At 63.4% G+C, this 15575-nt stretch carries 18 protein-coding genes; 7 read left to right on the top strand and 11 right to left on the bottom strand.

The window, feature by feature from the left end:
* Positions 1-46 precede the first annotated feature (46 nt).
* The 3 genes from KW842_RS13680 to cysS all read right to left on the bottom strand — a co-directional run bounded on the left by KW842_RS13680 (position 47) and on the right by cysS (position 3155).
* Positions 47-1021: an acetyl-CoA carboxylase carboxyltransferase subunit alpha gene (locus KW842_RS13680; RefSeq protein WP_218304639.1), complete on the bottom strand. Its 975-nt coding sequence runs from the start codon at positions 1019-1021 to the stop codon at positions 47-49.
* A gap of 84 nt (positions 1022-1105) precedes the next feature.
* Positions 1106-1765 carry a DNA-3-methyladenine glycosylase gene (locus KW842_RS13675; protein WP_218304638.1) on the bottom strand — a complete coding sequence of 220 codons (660 nt, stop codon included), beginning with the start codon at positions 1763-1765 and terminating at the stop codon, positions 1106-1108.
* A gap of 1 nt (position 1766) precedes the next feature.
* Complete coding sequence (gene cysS / locus KW842_RS13670) at positions 1767-3155, bottom strand: cysteine--tRNA ligase (RefSeq protein ID WP_218304637.1); 1389 nt, start codon at positions 3153-3155, stop codon at positions 1767-1769.
* Positions 3156-3376: 221 nt separating this feature from the next.
* On the opposite strand from cysS, the gene KW842_RS13665 reads away from it, so the two are divergent.
* Genes KW842_RS13665 through KW842_RS13655 form a run of 3 tightly spaced genes read left to right on the top strand, consistent with a single transcriptional unit; the run spans position 3377 to position 5259 of the window.
* Entirely contained in the window at positions 3377-3961 is a 585-nt protein-coding gene (locus KW842_RS13665) for a peptidylprolyl isomerase (RefSeq protein ID WP_218304636.1), read from the top strand.
* Positions 3962-4005: 44 nt separating this feature from the next.
* Positions 4006-4500: a peptidylprolyl isomerase gene (locus KW842_RS13660; protein WP_218304635.1), complete on the top strand. Its 495-nt coding sequence runs from the start codon at positions 4006-4008 to the stop codon at positions 4498-4500.
* A 3-nt stretch (positions 4501-4503) separates the two neighbouring features.
* Positions 4504-5259 (top strand): UDP-2,3-diacylglucosamine diphosphatase, encoded by a 756-nt coding sequence (locus KW842_RS13655; RefSeq protein WP_218304634.1) that lies wholly within the window; start codon positions 4504-4506, stop codon positions 5257-5259.
* Here the strand turns inward: KW842_RS13655 and KW842_RS13650 are convergent.
* A complete protein-coding gene (locus tag KW842_RS13650) occupies positions 5249-6001 on the bottom strand; it encodes a tetratricopeptide repeat protein (RefSeq protein ID WP_229223669.1) in 753 nt (250 codons plus the stop codon). The genes KW842_RS13655 and KW842_RS13650 overlap by 11 nt on opposite strands.
* Before the next feature lie 82 nt (positions 6002-6083).
* On the opposite strand from KW842_RS13650, the gene KW842_RS13645 reads away from it, so the two are divergent.
* The 3 genes from KW842_RS13645 to KW842_RS13635 all read left to right on the top strand — a co-directional run bounded on the left by KW842_RS13645 (position 6084) and on the right by KW842_RS13635 (position 8562).
* The gene (locus KW842_RS13645; RefSeq protein WP_218304633.1) at positions 6084-6749 is read left to right on the top strand and encodes a response regulator transcription factor; all 666 of its coding nucleotides are present in this window, start codon (positions 6084-6086) and stop codon (positions 6747-6749) included.
* Positions 6736-8097: an ATP-binding protein gene (locus tag KW842_RS13640; protein WP_218304632.1), complete on the top strand. Its 1362-nt coding sequence runs from the start codon at positions 6736-6738 to the stop codon at positions 8095-8097. The genes KW842_RS13645 and KW842_RS13640 overlap by 14 nt, the downstream gene beginning before the upstream one ends.
* Before the next feature lie 63 nt (positions 8098-8160).
* Entirely contained in the window at positions 8161-8562 is a 402-nt protein-coding gene (locus tag KW842_RS13635) for a YgiW/YdeI family stress tolerance OB fold protein (protein ID WP_218304631.1), read from the top strand.
* Positions 8563-8568: 6 nt separating this feature from the next.
* On the opposite strand, the gene KW842_RS13630 is transcribed toward KW842_RS13635, so the two are convergent.
* Both KW842_RS13630 and KW842_RS13625 read right to left on the bottom strand, forming a co-directional pair.
* On the bottom strand, positions 8569-9147 hold the full coding sequence (locus KW842_RS13630; protein ID WP_373925181.1) for a DUF6622 family protein: 579 nt from the start codon (positions 9145-9147) through the stop codon (positions 8569-8571).
* Positions 9148-9193: 46 nt separating this feature from the next.
* Positions 9194-9751: a DUF1439 domain-containing protein gene (locus KW842_RS13625; RefSeq protein WP_218304629.1), complete on the bottom strand. Its 558-nt coding sequence runs from the start codon at positions 9749-9751 to the stop codon at positions 9194-9196.
* Between the two features lie 37 nt (positions 9752-9788).
* Here KW842_RS13625 and KW842_RS13620 point away from each other — a divergent pair, with 37 nt between their 5' ends.
* On the top strand, positions 9789-10517 hold the full coding sequence (locus KW842_RS13620; protein WP_218304628.1) for a DUF72 domain-containing protein: 729 nt from the start codon (positions 9789-9791) through the stop codon (positions 10515-10517).
* Here KW842_RS13620 and KW842_RS13615 read toward each other — a convergent pair.
* Genes KW842_RS13615 through KW842_RS13595 form a run of 5 tightly spaced genes read right to left on the bottom strand, consistent with a single transcriptional unit; the run spans position 10503 to position 15575 of the window.
* Positions 10503-12404, bottom strand: a complete 1902-nt coding sequence (locus tag KW842_RS13615) for a response regulator (RefSeq protein WP_218304627.1) — start codon at positions 12402-12404, stop codon at positions 10503-10505. The two genes, KW842_RS13620 and KW842_RS13615, sit on opposite strands and share 15 nt — an antisense overlap.
* A gap of 9 nt (positions 12405-12413) precedes the next feature.
* Positions 12414-13739 (bottom strand): sensor histidine kinase, encoded by a 1326-nt coding sequence (locus KW842_RS13610; protein ID WP_218304626.1) that lies wholly within the window; start codon positions 13737-13739, stop codon positions 12414-12416.
* A complete protein-coding gene (locus KW842_RS13605; RefSeq protein ID WP_218304625.1) occupies positions 13736-14761 on the bottom strand; it encodes an ATP-binding SpoIIE family protein phosphatase in 1026 nt (341 codons plus the stop codon). The genes KW842_RS13610 and KW842_RS13605 overlap by 4 nt, the downstream gene beginning before the upstream one ends.
* Positions 14749-15219 (bottom strand): anti-sigma regulatory factor, encoded by a 471-nt coding sequence (locus KW842_RS13600; RefSeq protein WP_218304624.1) that lies wholly within the window; start codon positions 15217-15219, stop codon positions 14749-14751. The genes KW842_RS13605 and KW842_RS13600 overlap by 13 nt, the downstream gene beginning before the upstream one ends.
* Positions 15219-15575 (bottom strand): STAS domain-containing protein, encoded by a 357-nt coding sequence (locus KW842_RS13595; protein WP_218304623.1) that lies wholly within the window; start codon positions 15573-15575, stop codon positions 15219-15221. The genes KW842_RS13600 and KW842_RS13595 overlap by 1 nt, the downstream gene beginning before the upstream one ends.

Genomic DNA, 15575 nt, shown 5'->3' with positions numbered 1-15575 from the left:
GCAAACCGGGGGCACAAGCCCCCGGTTGGTGTGACGTCGCAGAAGATTATTCCTGCGGCGTGGTTTCCTTGAACTTGCCGTAGCTCATCAGCTTCTCGTGACGGGCTTCCAGCAGGTCCTTGGTTTTCATGCCGTGGAACTGGCGCAGCGAGTCGGCCAGCGCACGTTTCAGCATGGTGGCCATCTGTTTCGGATCGCGGTGCGCGCCGCCCAGCGGTTCGCTGATGATCTTGTCGATCAGGCCAATCGCTTTCAGGCGGTGTGCGGTCAGGCCCAGGGCTTCCGCAGCGTCGGCCGCGCGCTCCGAGGTCTTCCACAGAATCGATGCGCAGCCTTCCGGCGAGATCACCGAGTAGGTCGCGTATTGCAGCATCAGCACCTGATCGGCTACGGCAATCGCCAGCGCGCCGCCGGAGCCGCCTTCGCCGATGATGGTGGCGATCAGCGGCACTTTCAGTTCCGCCATCACGTACAGATTGTGGCCGATCGCTTCCGACTGGCCGCGTTCTTCCGCGTCGATGCCTGGGAAGGCGCCCGGCGTGTCAACGAAGGTGAACACCGGAATGCCGAACTTCTCGGCCAGCTTCATCAGGCGCATGGCCTTGCGGTAGCCTTCCGGCTTCGGCATGCCGAAGTTGCGCATCGCGCGCTCCTTGGTGTCGCGGCCCTTCTGGTGGCCGATCACCATGCACGCCTGGCCGTTGAAGCGGGCCAGGCCGCCGACGATCGACTGGTCGTCCGCATAAGTGCGGTCGCCGTGCAGTTCGTGGAAGTCGGTGAAGATTTCGTTCACATAGTCCATGGTGTATGGACGTTGCGGGTGACGCGCGATCTGCGAAACCTGCCATGGCGTCAGCTTGGCGTAGATATCCTTGGTCAGTTGCTGGCTCTTTTTGGCCAGACGGTCGATCTCCTCAGAGATGTCGACTGCCGAATCGTCCTGGACGAAGCGCAATTCTTCGATCTTGCCGTCGAGTTCAGCAATCGGTTGCTCAAAATTGAGGAAAGTCGTTTTGGTCATTGTACCTCCGTGTTTATTCTCACCTGTGGGGCAGTGCAGCTCGTCAAAAGAGCGCAGAAAGCCCTCGCACAGCGATTAGAGTATCTATTCTACCGCAACCGGGTCCAAACTACGCCATAAATACCAGGTGGCTACCGTTCGGTAAGGCTCCCAGTTGGCAGAAACCTCGCGCGCATCGCTGCGCGACACCGGTTCACCCGAGAAATAATTCTGGCTGATGCCCTGGATCAGACCGGGGTCGTCCAGCGGCAAAACGTTGGGACGCAGCAGATTAAATATCAGAAACATCTCGGCTGTCCAGCGGCCGATGCCGCGGATCTGCGTCAACTCGGCGATCACCGCCTCGTCATCCATCTGGTCCCATTGCGCGGTATGGACGCGCTTGTTCTTGAAGTGGTCCGCCAGGTCGAGGATGTACTCGGTCTTGCGCTTGGACAGGCCGCAGCCGGCCAGCTGTTCAGCGCCAGCCTTGATGATCTGCGCCGGCGTGCATTTCGGGCTGATCACCAGCAGCTTTTTCCAGGCCACGTCGGCGACCTTGGCGGTCACCTGCTGGCCGACGATGGAGCGCGCCAAGGTGGTAAACGGGTCGTGATGGCCAACCAGGTGCAGGTCGCCAAACTGCGGGATGAGCTTGTTCATGATGCGGTCCCGCTTCATCAGCTCGATCTTGGCTTGCTCCCAGTAGGCCGGAACGGCCGATACCGGGCTGGCTGCGCCCTCGTTATCCTTGGCGGTCACCATATTATGCGCGGCGCCAGTTGGTGGTGCCGTCAGGCTTGTCTTCGAGGATCACGCCCTGGGCCAGCAGCTCGGCGCGGATCTTGTCGGATTCGGCGAAATTGCGGGCTTTCTTGGCTTCCGCGCGCTGCACGATGGCAGCCTCGATGGCCGCGTCGTCACCACCCGCGCCGCCAACGGCGGCCTGGCGGAACTGCTGCGGCGTGCGCTCCAGCAGGCCGATCACGGCGGCCAGCGCCTTCAGCTGGCGCGCAGCCACCGGCGATTTCGATTTATTCACCTCGCTTGCCAGCTCGAACAGCGCGGCCACCGCCAGCGGCGTGTTGAAGTCGTCGTCCATCGCCTCGGCGAAGCGGGCGGCGTGTTCCTCTTTCCAGTCCAATGGCTGGCCGTCGCCTTCCACGCCGTCCAGCGCGGTGTACAAGCGGGTCAGCGCGCCACGCGCGTCGTCCAGGTGGGCGTCCGAATAGTTCAGCGGGCTGCGGTAGTGGGCGCGCAGGATGAAGAAGCGCACCACTTCGGCGTCGTACTTCTTCAGCACGTCGCGGATGGTGAAGAAATTGCCCAGCGATTTGGACATCTTCTCGTTATCCACGCGCACGAAACCGTTGTGCACCCAGTAGTTGACCATCTGGTGGCCGAATGCGCCTTCCGACTGGGCGATCTCGTTTTCGTGGTGCGGGAACTGCAAGTCCGCGCCGCCGCCGTGGATGTCGAAATGTTCGCCCAGCAGCGCCGAGCACATGGCCGAGCACTCGATGTGCCAGCCCGGACGGCCCTTGCCCCACTTGGAATCCCACTTCACCTCTTCCGGCTCGGACTCCTTCGATGCTTTCCACAGCACGAAGTCGAGCGGATCGCGTTTGCCGGTATTGACATCGACGCGCTCGCCGGCGCGCAGGTCGTCCAGCGACTTGCCCGAGAGGCGGCCATATTGCGGGAAATTGCGCACCGCGTAGTTGACGTCGCCGTCCTCGCTCTTGTAGGCCAGGTCCTTGGCTTCCAGCTGTTCGATCAGCGCCAGCATCTGCGGCACGTATTGGGTGGCGCGCGGCACCAGCGTCGGCGGCAGGATGCCCAGCGCCAAGGTGTCTTCGTCCATGTACTGGGTGAAGCGGGTGGTCAGCTGGGTGATGGTCTCGCCGTTTTCCACCGCGCGCTTGATGATCTTGTCGTCGATATCGGTGATGTTGCGGGCGTAGGTGACCTCATAGCCGGAGGCCAGCAGCCAGCGGTACATGACATCGAAGGCCATCATCATGCGGGCGTGGCCAATGTGGCAGTAGTCGTAGATGGTCATGCCGCAGACATACATGCGGACTTTGCCCGGCTCGATAGGTAGGAATGTCTGCTTGTCACGCGCCAGCGTGTTGTAAATCTTTAAATTGCTCATCGGACTCTTGCGTTTTGCTGGGCCGCCTCAGGCAATACGACGGCCTGGCGCACATTGTAAAACTGCGCGCACCTGTCATCATCGTGTGCCTGGGGAAACCTCGGGAATATTCTGGTTTCTACCTTCTAAGGGGTAGAATGGAACAAGTATAGCATTGATAAAAACAGCATAGGCCTCATCTGTGACAGGATTTTGCCTATCTAACAACCAGAGGAAGCCCGATGCACCAAAAACTGATGACCGCCCTCGCCGGCCTGGCCCTGTCCGGCGCCGTGTTCGCCGCGCCCGCCCAGCAGGTCGAGCTGAAAACCAGCATGGGCGACATCGTCCTGGAGCTGGACCACGAGAAAGCACCGAAATCAGTCGATAACTTCCTGGCCTACGTTAAATCGGGCTACTACAAGAACACCATTTTCCACCGCGTCATCGACGGCTTCATGATCCAGGGCGGCGGCTACGATGAAAAACTCAAGGGCAAGCCGACCAACAAGCCGGTTCCGCTGGAATCCGGCAATGGCCTGCACAATGTGAAGTACTCGCTGGCCATGGCACGCATGGGCGATCCGAACTCGGCCACCTCGCAGTGGTTCATCAACGTCGAGGACAATCCGGGGCTGGACGCGCCGGGTCCGGACGGCACCGGTGGCTACGCCGTGTTCGGCAAAGTCATCAGGGGCCAGGAGACCGTCGACAAGATCAAGGCGGTGCTGGTGGACGACAAAGGCATCTTCCAGAACATCCCGGTGATCCCGGTCACCGTGAAGTCGGCGACAATACTTAAGACACCAATCCAGCCAAAACAGTAAAATAGCGGCCTTGCCGTTTTCATTTAACCATTCAGGATAACAAAATGACCAAAGTAATCATCAAAACCAACCTGGGCGCCATCACCGCTGAACTGGACGCGGAAAAAGCGCCTAAGACCGTTGCCAACTTCCTGGCTTACATGGAAGCCGGCCACTACAACAACACCATCTTCCACCGCGTGATCGACGGTTTCATGGTCCAGGGCGGCGGTTTCGAGCCAGGCATGAAGCAAAAGCCAGCCGACAACACCGTGGAAAACGAAGCCAAGAACGGCCTGAAAAACGATAACTACACGCTGGCCATGGCCCGCACCTCGGCGCCACACTCGGCTTCGGCACAGTTCTTCATCAATGTGAAAAACAACGCCTTCCTGGACTACCCAGGCCAGGACGGCTGGGGCTACGCCGTGTTCGGTAAAGTTGTCGAAGGCACCGACGTGGTTGACGCGATCAAGAAAGTCAAAACCACCCGTAGCGGCATGTTTGCCGACGTGCCAGCGGAAGACGTAATCATCGAAAGCATCGAACTGGCAGCCTAAGCAATGTCTGAAGTCTGCGCGCTGTTCATCTCCGATCTGCATTTGCAGCCTGCGCATCCCGCTACCACGGCAGCGTTTTACGACTTCCTGGAGCGGCATGCGCGGCACGCGCAGCAGCTATACCTGCTTGGCGACCTGTTTGAATACTGGGCCGGCGATGACGACATCGCCGATCCCTACCACGCCGACATCATGGCGGCGCTGCGCGCCGTCAGCGATGCCGGGGTTGCCGTCTACTGGATCGCGGGCAACCGCGACTTCCTGGTCGGCGCCCGCTTTGCGGAGGCCGCCAACCTGACTTTACTGCCCGAAACCTGGGTGGCCGAGATCGCCGGCCAAAAGGTCGTGGTGCTGCACGGCGACGCCCAGTGCACCCAGGACAGCAAATACATGGAATTCCGCGCCATGGTGCGGCAACCGGCCTGGCAGGCGCAGTTCACCGCCATGCCGCTGGCGCAGCGCAAGGCCATCATCGCCGGCATGCGCGCCGACAGCCGCAAGGAGCAAGGCGGCAAATCCTACGAGATCATGGATGTCACGCCGGACGCGATTGCCGAGGTGTTCGCGCAGACTGGGACCAGCATCATGATCCACGGCCACACCCACCGCCCCGCCCTGCACCACATCGGCGACCGACTGCGCTACGTGCTGCCCGACTGGGAGCCGGATGCGACGCCGCCGCGCGGCGGCTGGATCGCCATCGACAGCGAAGGCGCCATCACGCGCCACGACCTGCGCGGCGCGCCTATCAACGATTAAGCGACGACATTGCCGCATTCAGGCGGCGCACCAGCGGCTGGTTGAGCTCACGCGTGTGGCTGGCCCAGCGGCTCATGGTCCGCTGCAATTCCTCATACAGCTGATTGGCCTTGCCGGCGTCGCCAACGCCGGCCGCCCAGATCGCAAACTCGGCCTGCACGCTGAAGCTGTTGTGGCGGGCCAGCACATCCTCAAAGGCGGCGCGCGCCTCATCCTGGCGGCCGGCCGCCGCCAGCGCCTGCGCCAGCAACAGCAGCACCTGTTCCGGACGGAAGCGTTCATCCTTGCTGCGTATCGCCTGCAAATGCGCCACTGCCGCAGCCGCGCGGCCACAAGCCAGCGCCGCCTGCGCCGCGCCGAAGCGGATTTCCAGGTCGCCCGAGAACGGGCCTTGCAAGCAAGCCTCGTAGGTGGACGCGGCTTCCTCCGCGTTGCCCGCCGCCAGCAGCGCGCTGGCCAGACGCATCTGGTTCTGCGCGGTCGGCGTGAATTCGTAGGCCTGGCGCGCTTCGCGCAGGTCGCGGCCCGGGTCCAGCGATTTGGCGGCCGCCTTCACCACCTTGCGCGCGCCATGGTCCAGCTTGGAATTCGGCAGGTAGATCGCAAAGAAATACACCACGCTGCCCAGCGCCGGAAACATGAACAGGATCACCACCCAATACAGCTGCTGGCCGCTGCGAATCGCATGCACGGCGAAGAAAAGCGCGATCAGAATGTGCGCGACACCTAAAATTGCCATCATTTACCTCATCTATAAAACATGGCAAGTATTGTAAGAGTTCTGGCTTAAGATTGCATTCATGTTTTTACGGCACACTGGCACGATGCGCATATTACTTGTTGAAGACGACGCCTCCTTGGGCGACACCATCCAGGCCTGGCTGCGGCTCGACCAGCACGCGGTCGACTGGGTGCGCCGTGGCGACTCGGCCCAGACCGCGCTGATGACGCACAGCTACGATTGCGTGCTGCTGGACCGCGGCCTGCCCGGCCTGTCCGGCGACGCCCTGCTGGCCCAGCTGCGGGCAGCCGACAATCCGGTGCCGGTGATCCTGATCACCGCCTTCAATGCACTGGCCGATCGCGTCGAGGGACTCGACCTGGGCGCCGACGACTACCTGGTCAAGCCCTTCGAACTGGAAGAAATGTCGGCCCGCATCCGCGCCGCCGTCAGGCGCGGCGCCAGCCAGCCCGGCAAGCAGCTGACGCATGCCGGCATCGCCCTCAATCCGGACACCCGCCAGGCCAGCCTGGACGGCGTGGCCCTGGCGCTCACAGCGCGCGAATACCATGTGCTGTACGCGCTGCTGCTGCGCAAGCACAGCATCGTCAGCCGCGCGCAGATCGAGGAAGCGCTGTACGGCTGGGGCGACGAGGTGGAAAGCAACGCCATCGAAGTCTACATCCACAATCTGCGCAAGAAGCTCGGCGCCGAACACATTGTGACCGTGCGCGGCCTCGGTTATCGCCTGAAGCATGCTGCGCCCTGAGACATGGTCGCTGCGGCGGCGTCTGCTGGCCGCCATCGTCGCCGCCAGCAGCGTGCTGTGGCTGGCCAGCCTGAGCATCGTCACCGTGATCGCCTGGCACGAAACCAATGAAGTCTTCGATGACGCGCTGGAAGAATCCGGCTATATGGTGATGGCCGCCACCACCGATCTGGACGAACGCGGGCTGCTGGCCGAACTGCGGCCCGGCGGCCACGCGCGCAAGGTGGATATGCAATACCAGATCGTCGTTGATGGCCGCGTCATCCAGCGCACCGGCAGCGCGCCGGCCCAGCCATTCATCGGCAACTTCAGCAAAAAAGATGGCTTTGCCGACGCCGAAGTCGATGGCCGCAACTGGCGCGTATTCGTGGTGCGCAATGAACAGCGCAAGGTCGAGGTGCAGGTCGGCCAGCAATACAAGAAGCGCATCGACATCCTGGAAGAACTGGCCGAGCACCTGTGGGCGCCGGTGCTGGGCATGCTGGCGCTACTGGCACTGATCTGCTGGCTGCTGACCGGTCGCGTCCTGAAGCCGCTGCGCCAAACCGCCGCCGCGATTGCCGCCAAGACGCCCGACGACCTGGCCCAAGTGCCGACCGCAGGCCAGCCGCGCGAGCTGCAACCCATCGTGCAGGCGCTGAATGGCGTGCTGGCGAGGCTCGACAACGCCCTGCAAACCGAACGCCGCTTTACCGCCGACGCCGCACACGAACTGCGCACGCCGCTGGCGGGACTGCATATGCACGTCCAACTGCTGCAACGCCAGCATCCGGAACTGGCCGCGCCGTTCCAGAAACTGCGCCACGACATCAGCCGCAGCACGGCATTGGTCGACAGTCTGCTGACGCTGGCGCGGCTCGATCCCTTGTCGCGCGAGGAATTAGCGCGCGAACCGGTGGCGCTGGCGCCGCTGCTGGCGCAACTGCGCGCAGCCTATGCCGCCGAGGCTGAGCAGCGCGGCATCACGCTGAGCGTGCGCGCAACGCCAACGCCGCAGCCGGAGTACGTGCAAGCCCATCCCGCCATGCTGGACATCGCCCTGCGCAACCTGCTGGAAAACGCGCTGCGCTACTGTCCGGCAGGCAGCCGCATCGACATCGAAGCCGTCTGGCACAACGGCCAGGCGAGCATCGCCGTGCTTGACGATGGTCCTGGCGTCGATGCAGCCAGCCGGCAGCGGCTGACCGAGCGTTTCTTCCGCGTGCTGGGCCAGGAAGCCGAGGGCAGCGGACTCGGCCTGTCCATCGTCCAGCGCATCGCCGATCTGCATGGCATGTCGCTGCGTTTCGGCCCCGGACTGGACGGGCGCGGCCTGGGCGTCACGCTGGCATGGCCGGCCGCACTTTAAGATACAGTTAATGTCCGATGGTTGTAATGGTGCTGTACTTTCAACAACAACCAAGGACGCATCATGAAACGACTGACCCAACTCGGCTGCCTGGCCACCCTGCTCGCCGGCTCCACTTTCGCCATCGCCCAGACCGGCTACACCGGCCCATCCACCCCAACCCCTGCGGCAGCCTACGCCGGTCCATCCAGCGTGCCGGTGATGAGCGCCAAGGATTTGCTGGCCAAGGGCAAGGACGACCAGTACGTCACGCTGAAAGGCAAAATCACCAGCCATAAAGGTGGTGAAGACTACGAATTCACCGACCAGAGCGGCAAGATCACGGTGGAAATTTCTTCCAAGCGCTTTCCGGCCGGCCAGAGCATCGATCACAACACGCTGGTGGAGCTGACCGGTGAATTCGATAAGGAAATGTTTGGCGTATCCACCCTCGACGTCAAGCAAATCAAGGTGGTCGCCAAGTAAGCCGGATCAGGCGGCCAGCGGAGCAGGCTGACGCAGGTAGGCTGCGGCGTAGCGGGCCAGGCGGCCGAGGAACAGGCCGCTGAACACGCCGTACAGCAAGGTGATCGACGCGGCAAACACCAGGCTGTGGCTCAGTTCAGGATGCATGGCCGACACCACGGCAACGCTGTACTTGGTGACAAAGATGGCAATCATCAGTGCCAGCGGCATCCAGCTGCCGCGCTGGAAGATGGTGCCGGCGGCGCGGTCCACGCGGATTTCGCTGGTGGACAAGTGCCAGATCGCAGTGACCGAAGCGGCAACGCCGAGCGTCCACACCGCCCAGACCGCCTCGCCCAGCGGACCGTTGCCCTGGATGCCAGAAATGCCCAGGCCCAGCATCACCAGCGGCAGCAAAGCCACTTTCAACAGCGAAGTTTCGCGGTCCTTGCTGGCCAGCCAGCCACGGTAAATCAGAAAGGCCAGCAAGGCCCAGACGAACAGTGGGGTGTGCGAGATAATTTGCTGAATCATGGCGTGCTCCGTAGTGGTGAGTGAAGGAGTTGAACTCCGATGTAGCCACTTTGCGCCTTTCCAGCCTCCCACGGTTCGCGTTGCGACGAAATGCGCCAGCGCGGCGCGAAATGCAGGATTACTGCGCCGGCTGCAACTTGGCCACCAGGCCGCCAGGGCGGGTATCGATGCCAGTCAGCACGAATTGCACGCCCGCATAGCGCAGCTCCTCCGGGCGGAAGGTGTGCACCGGCACATCACGGATCACTCTATCGCTGAGCAGGTTGGCGACACTGGCCAGCTGGTGCTGCTTGCCCTCGTCCATATTGTCAACGATGAAACGGTCAACATGGGCGTCGGCGATATAGATGGCGTTGTTGGCGCTGTCCACCCGCAGACGGCCGGACACCAGCATGCTGCCATGCCACGACTGCCGCGCCAGCAGCGGCGACACGCCCAGGTCGATGGCCAGCGCCACCCGGTCACTCTCCGGCAGCACCGACAGGCGCGGATGGCTCAGTTCCACCTCAAACACGCCCAGTACCCGCTGATGCATGGGGAATTTGCGCTCCAGGCTGGATTGCAGGCGCTCTTGCGGCAACTCAACCTGGCGCGGACCGATCAAGCCGGCGCAAGCGCTCAGCAGGCCGGCAAGCATCAGTGGCGCGGCAATTTTGGCGTAGCGTTTAAGATTCATTGCAACTTCCCTCAAAAATACGGAACCTGCGCATTATATGACTGTGACGAGAATAGCTTGTGCCGGTTGGAGCATCAGCCGTGAAGCGGCGCCGCAATTTGGCGGCCCCGGCAGCCATCTGGAACGATACGCCCGCGTGCTGAGTGCCGCCGAAATCAACTCCTCCTTCTACCGCCCGCACCAGCCGCAGACCTATCAGCGCTGGGCGGACAGCGTACCGGACGACTTCCGCTTCTCGGTCAAGCTGCCGCGCAGCATTACCCACGAGCGCCGCCTGGAGGACAGCACGGACCTGATCGACGCCTTTGCTGCCCAGGCAAACACCTTGGGGAGCAAACTGGGCTGCATACTGGTGCAATTGCCGCCCAGCCTGAAGCTGGACGCGGAGGCGGCCGAACGCCTGTGGCTGCAACTGCGCAAGCGCTTCAACTGCATGCTGGCCTGCGAAGCGCGTCACGGCAGTTGGTTCACGGATGAGGCGAGCACCCTGCTGTCGCGGCATGGCGTTACACGGGTGATCGCCGATCCGCCGGCCGGCAAGCCGGGGCCGTACACGCCGACCACGGAGACGCTGTACATCCGCCTGCATGGCAGCCCGCGCATCTATGCCTCGCTGTACTCGGACGAGCAACTGCGGCAGGTGGCGCAGCTGATGGCCGGCAAGCCAGGCTGGTGCGTGTTCGACAACACCATGAGCGGCCAGCAGACGCTGCAAGCGCTGAAATTGGCCGGGCTATTGGCTGAAGACGCTTTAGCTGCCGGCTAAGGCCCGCTCCAGATCATCAAAGCTGGCCGGCTTCACCAGATGGAAATCGAAGCCGGCTTCGCGCGTGCGTTCGAGGTCACGCTCGGCGCCGTAACCGGTGTGGGCAATCAGCCTGGTCTGCGCAAAGGCGGGATCGGCCCGCAATTGACGCGCCAGCGTATAGCCATCCACATCCGGCATGCCGAGATCCATGATGATGGCTTGCGGCTGCTGGGCGCGGGCCTGCTGCATCGCCTCCGCGGCATTGCTGGCGGTGAAGACCTCATTGCCCATCAGCGACAGCAGGTCAGCCATCACGCTCAGCGAATCGAGATTATCGTCGACCAGCAACAGGCGTTGCTTGCCGGCCGCCGGCGCTGTGGCCTCGGCCTGAGCGGCAATCGGCACTGGCGACGCTACTGGCAACGGCAGCTCCAGCACAAACGTGCTGCCCTTGCCGATGCCCTCGCTGCGTGCCTGCACCGTGCCACCATGCATTTCCATCAGCTTGGACACCAGCGACAAGCCGATGCCCAGCCCGTCATGCACGCGGTCTTGCGTCGACGCCCCCTGCGCGAACATATCGAAAATCCGCTCCAGATTGTACGAGGTGATGCCGATGCCGCTATCGCTGACAGCGATGCGGATGCGGCCCGGTTGCGGCAGCGTCACCTCCAGCCGGATCTGTCCGCCCGGATCGGTGAACTTGGCGGCGTTGTGCAGCAGGTTGCCAATGATCTGCGCCAGCCGCACCGGATCGCCATGCAGCCACACCTGCTGCGGTGGCGTTACCACTGTCAGCGTGTGGCCGCGCTGCTCGACCAGCACCTTGACCGTCTCCAGCGCCGGTTCCACCACCGCGAGCAATTCCACGTCCTGCAGGCGCAAGGTCAGCTTGCCTTCGGAAATGCGCGCCACATCCAGCAAATCGTCCACCAGATGCGTCAGATGGCCCACCTGGCGCAGGATCACGTCGCGCGCGCTGCGATGCACTTCCAGCTGTTCCGGCGGCGCGTTGTTCATCAGCGCCACCGCGTTGCGGATCGGGCTGAGCGGATTGCGCAGCTCGTGCGCCAGCGTTGCCAGAAAGTCATTCTTGTTGTCATCGGCGGCGCGCAGCAGGCCTTCCATATTCTTGCGCTCGCTGATATCGCTGCTGATGCGGGCGATGCGGTACGGCTGCTGCTGGTCGTCGCGCACCAGGAAAGCGCGGTCGCGTACCCAGCGCATGCCGCCGTCACGCGGCGCCAGCCGGTACTCCTGATCGTACTGACCATCATTCGGCAGCGCGGACAACGCGCGCCACTGTGCGGTCACCACCTCGCGGTCTTCCGCGTGCACGGCATTGAGCCAGTCGTCCGGGCTGTGCTCCAATTGCGCCAGCGGGCGGCCGAACAGCCGCTCATAGGCCGGGCTGGCGTACAGCAGCCGATCGTCCTGTAGACGGAACATCCAGAACACGTCTTCAATATTTTCCGTCAACTGGCGGAAGCGCTCTTCGCTATTGCGCAGGTCCATCTGCACGCGTTGCAGGCGCAGCAGCGCTTTGACGTTAGCGATCAGCTCATCGGCCTCGATCGGCGCCGCCAGATAATTGTCGGCGCCGCCATCCAGGCCACGGATCTTGTCGTCGCGGCCGATCAGCGCGGCCGAGGTTTGCAGCACCAGTACCGTGCAGGTGACAAGGTCGGCCTTGATGCGGCGGCACACTTCGATGCCGCTGATATCCGGCAGCTTGACGTCCAGCAGCACCAGCGCGGGCAGGCGCTGGCGGGCCATCTCCAGCGCATCGGTGCCATTGGCGGCCTCGATCACCTGAAAGCCGGCGCTTTGCAGAATGCGCGTCTTGACATACCGCGCACCGTCGTTATCGTCCACATTGAGTATCAGGATGGCACTGTTATCCATGATGGTTCCTTAGCTATTCACCGGCAGATGCAAAGAGAACGTCGAGCCCTGCCCTTCGGCGCTACACACGCTGACCTCGCCGCCCAGCAGCGCCGCCAGCTTGCGGCACAGCGGCAGTCCCAGGCCGGTGCCTTTGGCGCGCCGTTGCAGCGGATGTTCGATCTGGCTGAACTCTTCAAAGATCAGTTGCTGGTTTTCCGCACTGATGCCAATGCCACTGTCGGTGACGGCGAAGGTCAGTCTATCGCCGGGACGGTAGTCGCGCAGTGCGACCTCCACCTTGCCGTGCTCGGTAAACTTGAGCGCATTCGAAATGAAATTGCGCAGGATCTGCGTGATCTTGCTTTCGTCCGACACCAGCACCACCGGCGGCGGATCGACAAACACCAGCTCCACCGTCGAATCGCGCGTCAGCGGCCGCAACATGCCTTTCAGCGCGCTGAACAGCTGGTCCAGCTGCACCGGCGCCAGCGTAATTTCCACCTTGCCCGCTTCGATCTTGGCCAGGTCCAGCAGGTCGTTGACCAGTTCCGACAAGTCGCCGGCCGCCTGCGAGATAAAGCTGACCTGGCGTTCCTGCTCCGGCGTCAACGGGCCATCCATGCGGTCCAGCAGTAGCTGGGTCAGCGCGCGGATCGAGCTCAGCGGCGTGCGCAGCTCATGGCTGGTATTCGACAGGAAGCGTGATTTCATTTCATCGGCCTTGCGCAGACGCTCGGCCTTGTCCTCGATTTCGGCGTACAGCGCCACCACGCCACGGTTGGTGTCCTCCAGCTCGCGCGTCAGCGCCAGCAGATCATCCTGCCGCTCGCGCAACTCGGCCAGCGCCTGTGCCAGGTCGCGGTTTTGCTGCTCGATTTCAGCGTAGGTGTTTTGCACCGGCGTACCGGCCAGCTGTGCACCGATCAGCGCCAGCTCGCGCGCATTGGCGGCCAGTGCCGCCGGTAGCGACTTGCGCATCACCACATGCAGCGTGGTCGGCGAGGCCGCCACCACATTGCAATCGTCCATCAGCCGCTGCGCGGTCAGGATCGCTTCCTGCAACGGGTCATGCGGCTCGCCTGGCATGGCCGGCTGCGGCGCCGGCCGGGCGGCGCCATCGGCGCTGATCGTCACCTGCAATTGCGGCGGCTGGCCGCCAACGACAAACACCGCCCGCCCGCCAGTCAGGCGGCCATAGGCGCAGCGCGCCACTTCCGAGACGGCGGTCGCCACCCGCACCTGGTCTTGCACGCCCAGTGTCAGCAACGCGGCGATCTGGCGCGCGCGCTGGCGCACCGTCACCACATCCGGTTCGCTGTCTATGCCCATCTGCAAGATACGCTGGGCGCTCATGCCGCCGACTCCGGCATGCGCACCACCAGCACGCTGGCATCGTCGCGGCCACGGCTGTAATCGCGCAGCAGCACCGCTGCGATCACCGCAGGTTCACGCGCCAGCAGACCCGGATAGGTGGCCAGGTCCCAGTTGGTACCGATGCCGTCGCTGGCCAGTATCACAGTCGCACCGCGCGGGCACGGAAACAGCAGGTCCTGCACCTTGCGCATATTGTGACCGACAATACCATTGTGCGACATCAGTTGCCGCCGCCCTTCGTCACCGATGATGCAGGCGCTGATATTGCCGACACCGGCAAATTTCAGCTGCTGGGTGGCGCTGTCCAGCGCGGCAATCGCCACTGCCGCACCGCGCGTCGGCCGCAACGCTTGGTGGCAGGCCAGCATCAGCTCGGATGGCGCCTGTGCTGACTGCGCCGCCAGCACCGCCAGCGCGGCGTCGGCCGCCTTGGCCGCTTCCGGCCCATGCCCCAGGCCATCCGCCGCCAGCAGCGTCAAGCCGTCCGCTTGCACGCGGACGGCCCAGGCGTCGCCGCTGACCGTCTCGCTGGCCAGCGGCAGGCACACGCCGCCCAGCTGCGGCAGCCGCGCCGGCGTCCCCGCTTGCCACAGGCGCAGGAAAATCACCGTCCCCTTGCCGGGTGCGCTATACCAGTCGAACTGGTCGGCCAGGCGCCGCATCGCACCCAGGCCGGTGCCGGCGGTGCCGGCGCTGGATACACCATCGGTCATGGCTTGCGCCAGATTGGCGATGCCTGGACCCTGATCGATCGCCAGTACTTCAATACAGCGCAGGCCGCCATGGTTGACGATGGCCAGCTGCATGCGGCCGTCGCCGGCGTGCTTGAGGATGTTGGTGGCCGCCTCGGTCACCATGATCGCCAGCTGGCCGCTGCGGGTTTCGCTCAGTCCCAGCTGCGCGGCCAGCCCCTGCCCGACACGGCGCGCCTCGGCGGCGTCGCTGGCGTGGTGGATCGCGACCCAGCGGACCGGGTCGAGCGTGCTGCTTAGATTTTCCATTTAATGATAGCGACCGCAGTGCCCTGTTGTGGACGTGAATCAATCACAAAATCGTCGACCAGGCGCTTGGTGCCGCCCAGTCCCAGACCAAGGCCGCCGCCACTGGTATAGCCATCGCGCAGCGCCTGCTCGATGTCGGCAATGCCAGGGCCGGTATCGGCAAACACCAGCCGCAAGCCCTTGCGCAAGCCGTCGCTGAGCCGCTCCAGCACCACCACGCCACCGCCACCATACTTCAGCGTATTGCGCGCCAGCTCGCTGGCGGCGGTCACCAGCTTGGTCTGGTCGACCAGGCTGAGTTTGAGCGCCAGCGCGTGCTCGCGCACCTGCTTGCGCACCTGCACCACATGCTCGTCGCCTTGCAGCGGCAACACCTGGTGCAAGTCGGCCGTAGCGGCATAGCGCAGCAGCAGCGGCGAGTTGTAGCGGTCGAGATCGAAGGTGCCATCGGTATTCATCAGTGATAGCTCTTGCCGAGCAGCTGCATGCCTTTTTCGACATTCAGCGCAGTTTTAACGCCGGGCAGCGTCAGCCCCAGCTCCACCAGCGTGATCGCCACCGCCGGCTGCATGCCGACCAGCACCGTCTGCGCGTCGAGCACGCGCGCCATGGCGGCGGTGTTGCTGATCATGCGGCCGATGAAGGAATCCACCAGATCGAGTGCCGAAATGTCGATCAGCACGCCCTTGGCACGGTCTTTAACGATGCGCTCGGTCAGGTCGTCCTGCAACGTCATGGCCAGGCGGTCATGCATGTCCACCTGGATGGTCACCAGCAGCAAGTCGCCAATGCGCAAGATAGGAATGCGTTCCAT

It is taken from the genome of Duganella sp. sic0402 (assembly GCF_019219065.1).
In the GTDB taxonomy this organism is placed as follows: Bacteria; Pseudomonadota; Gammaproteobacteria; order Burkholderiales; family Burkholderiaceae_D; genus Rugamonas.
This window is presented reverse-complemented; position numbering and strand designations above follow the sequence as displayed.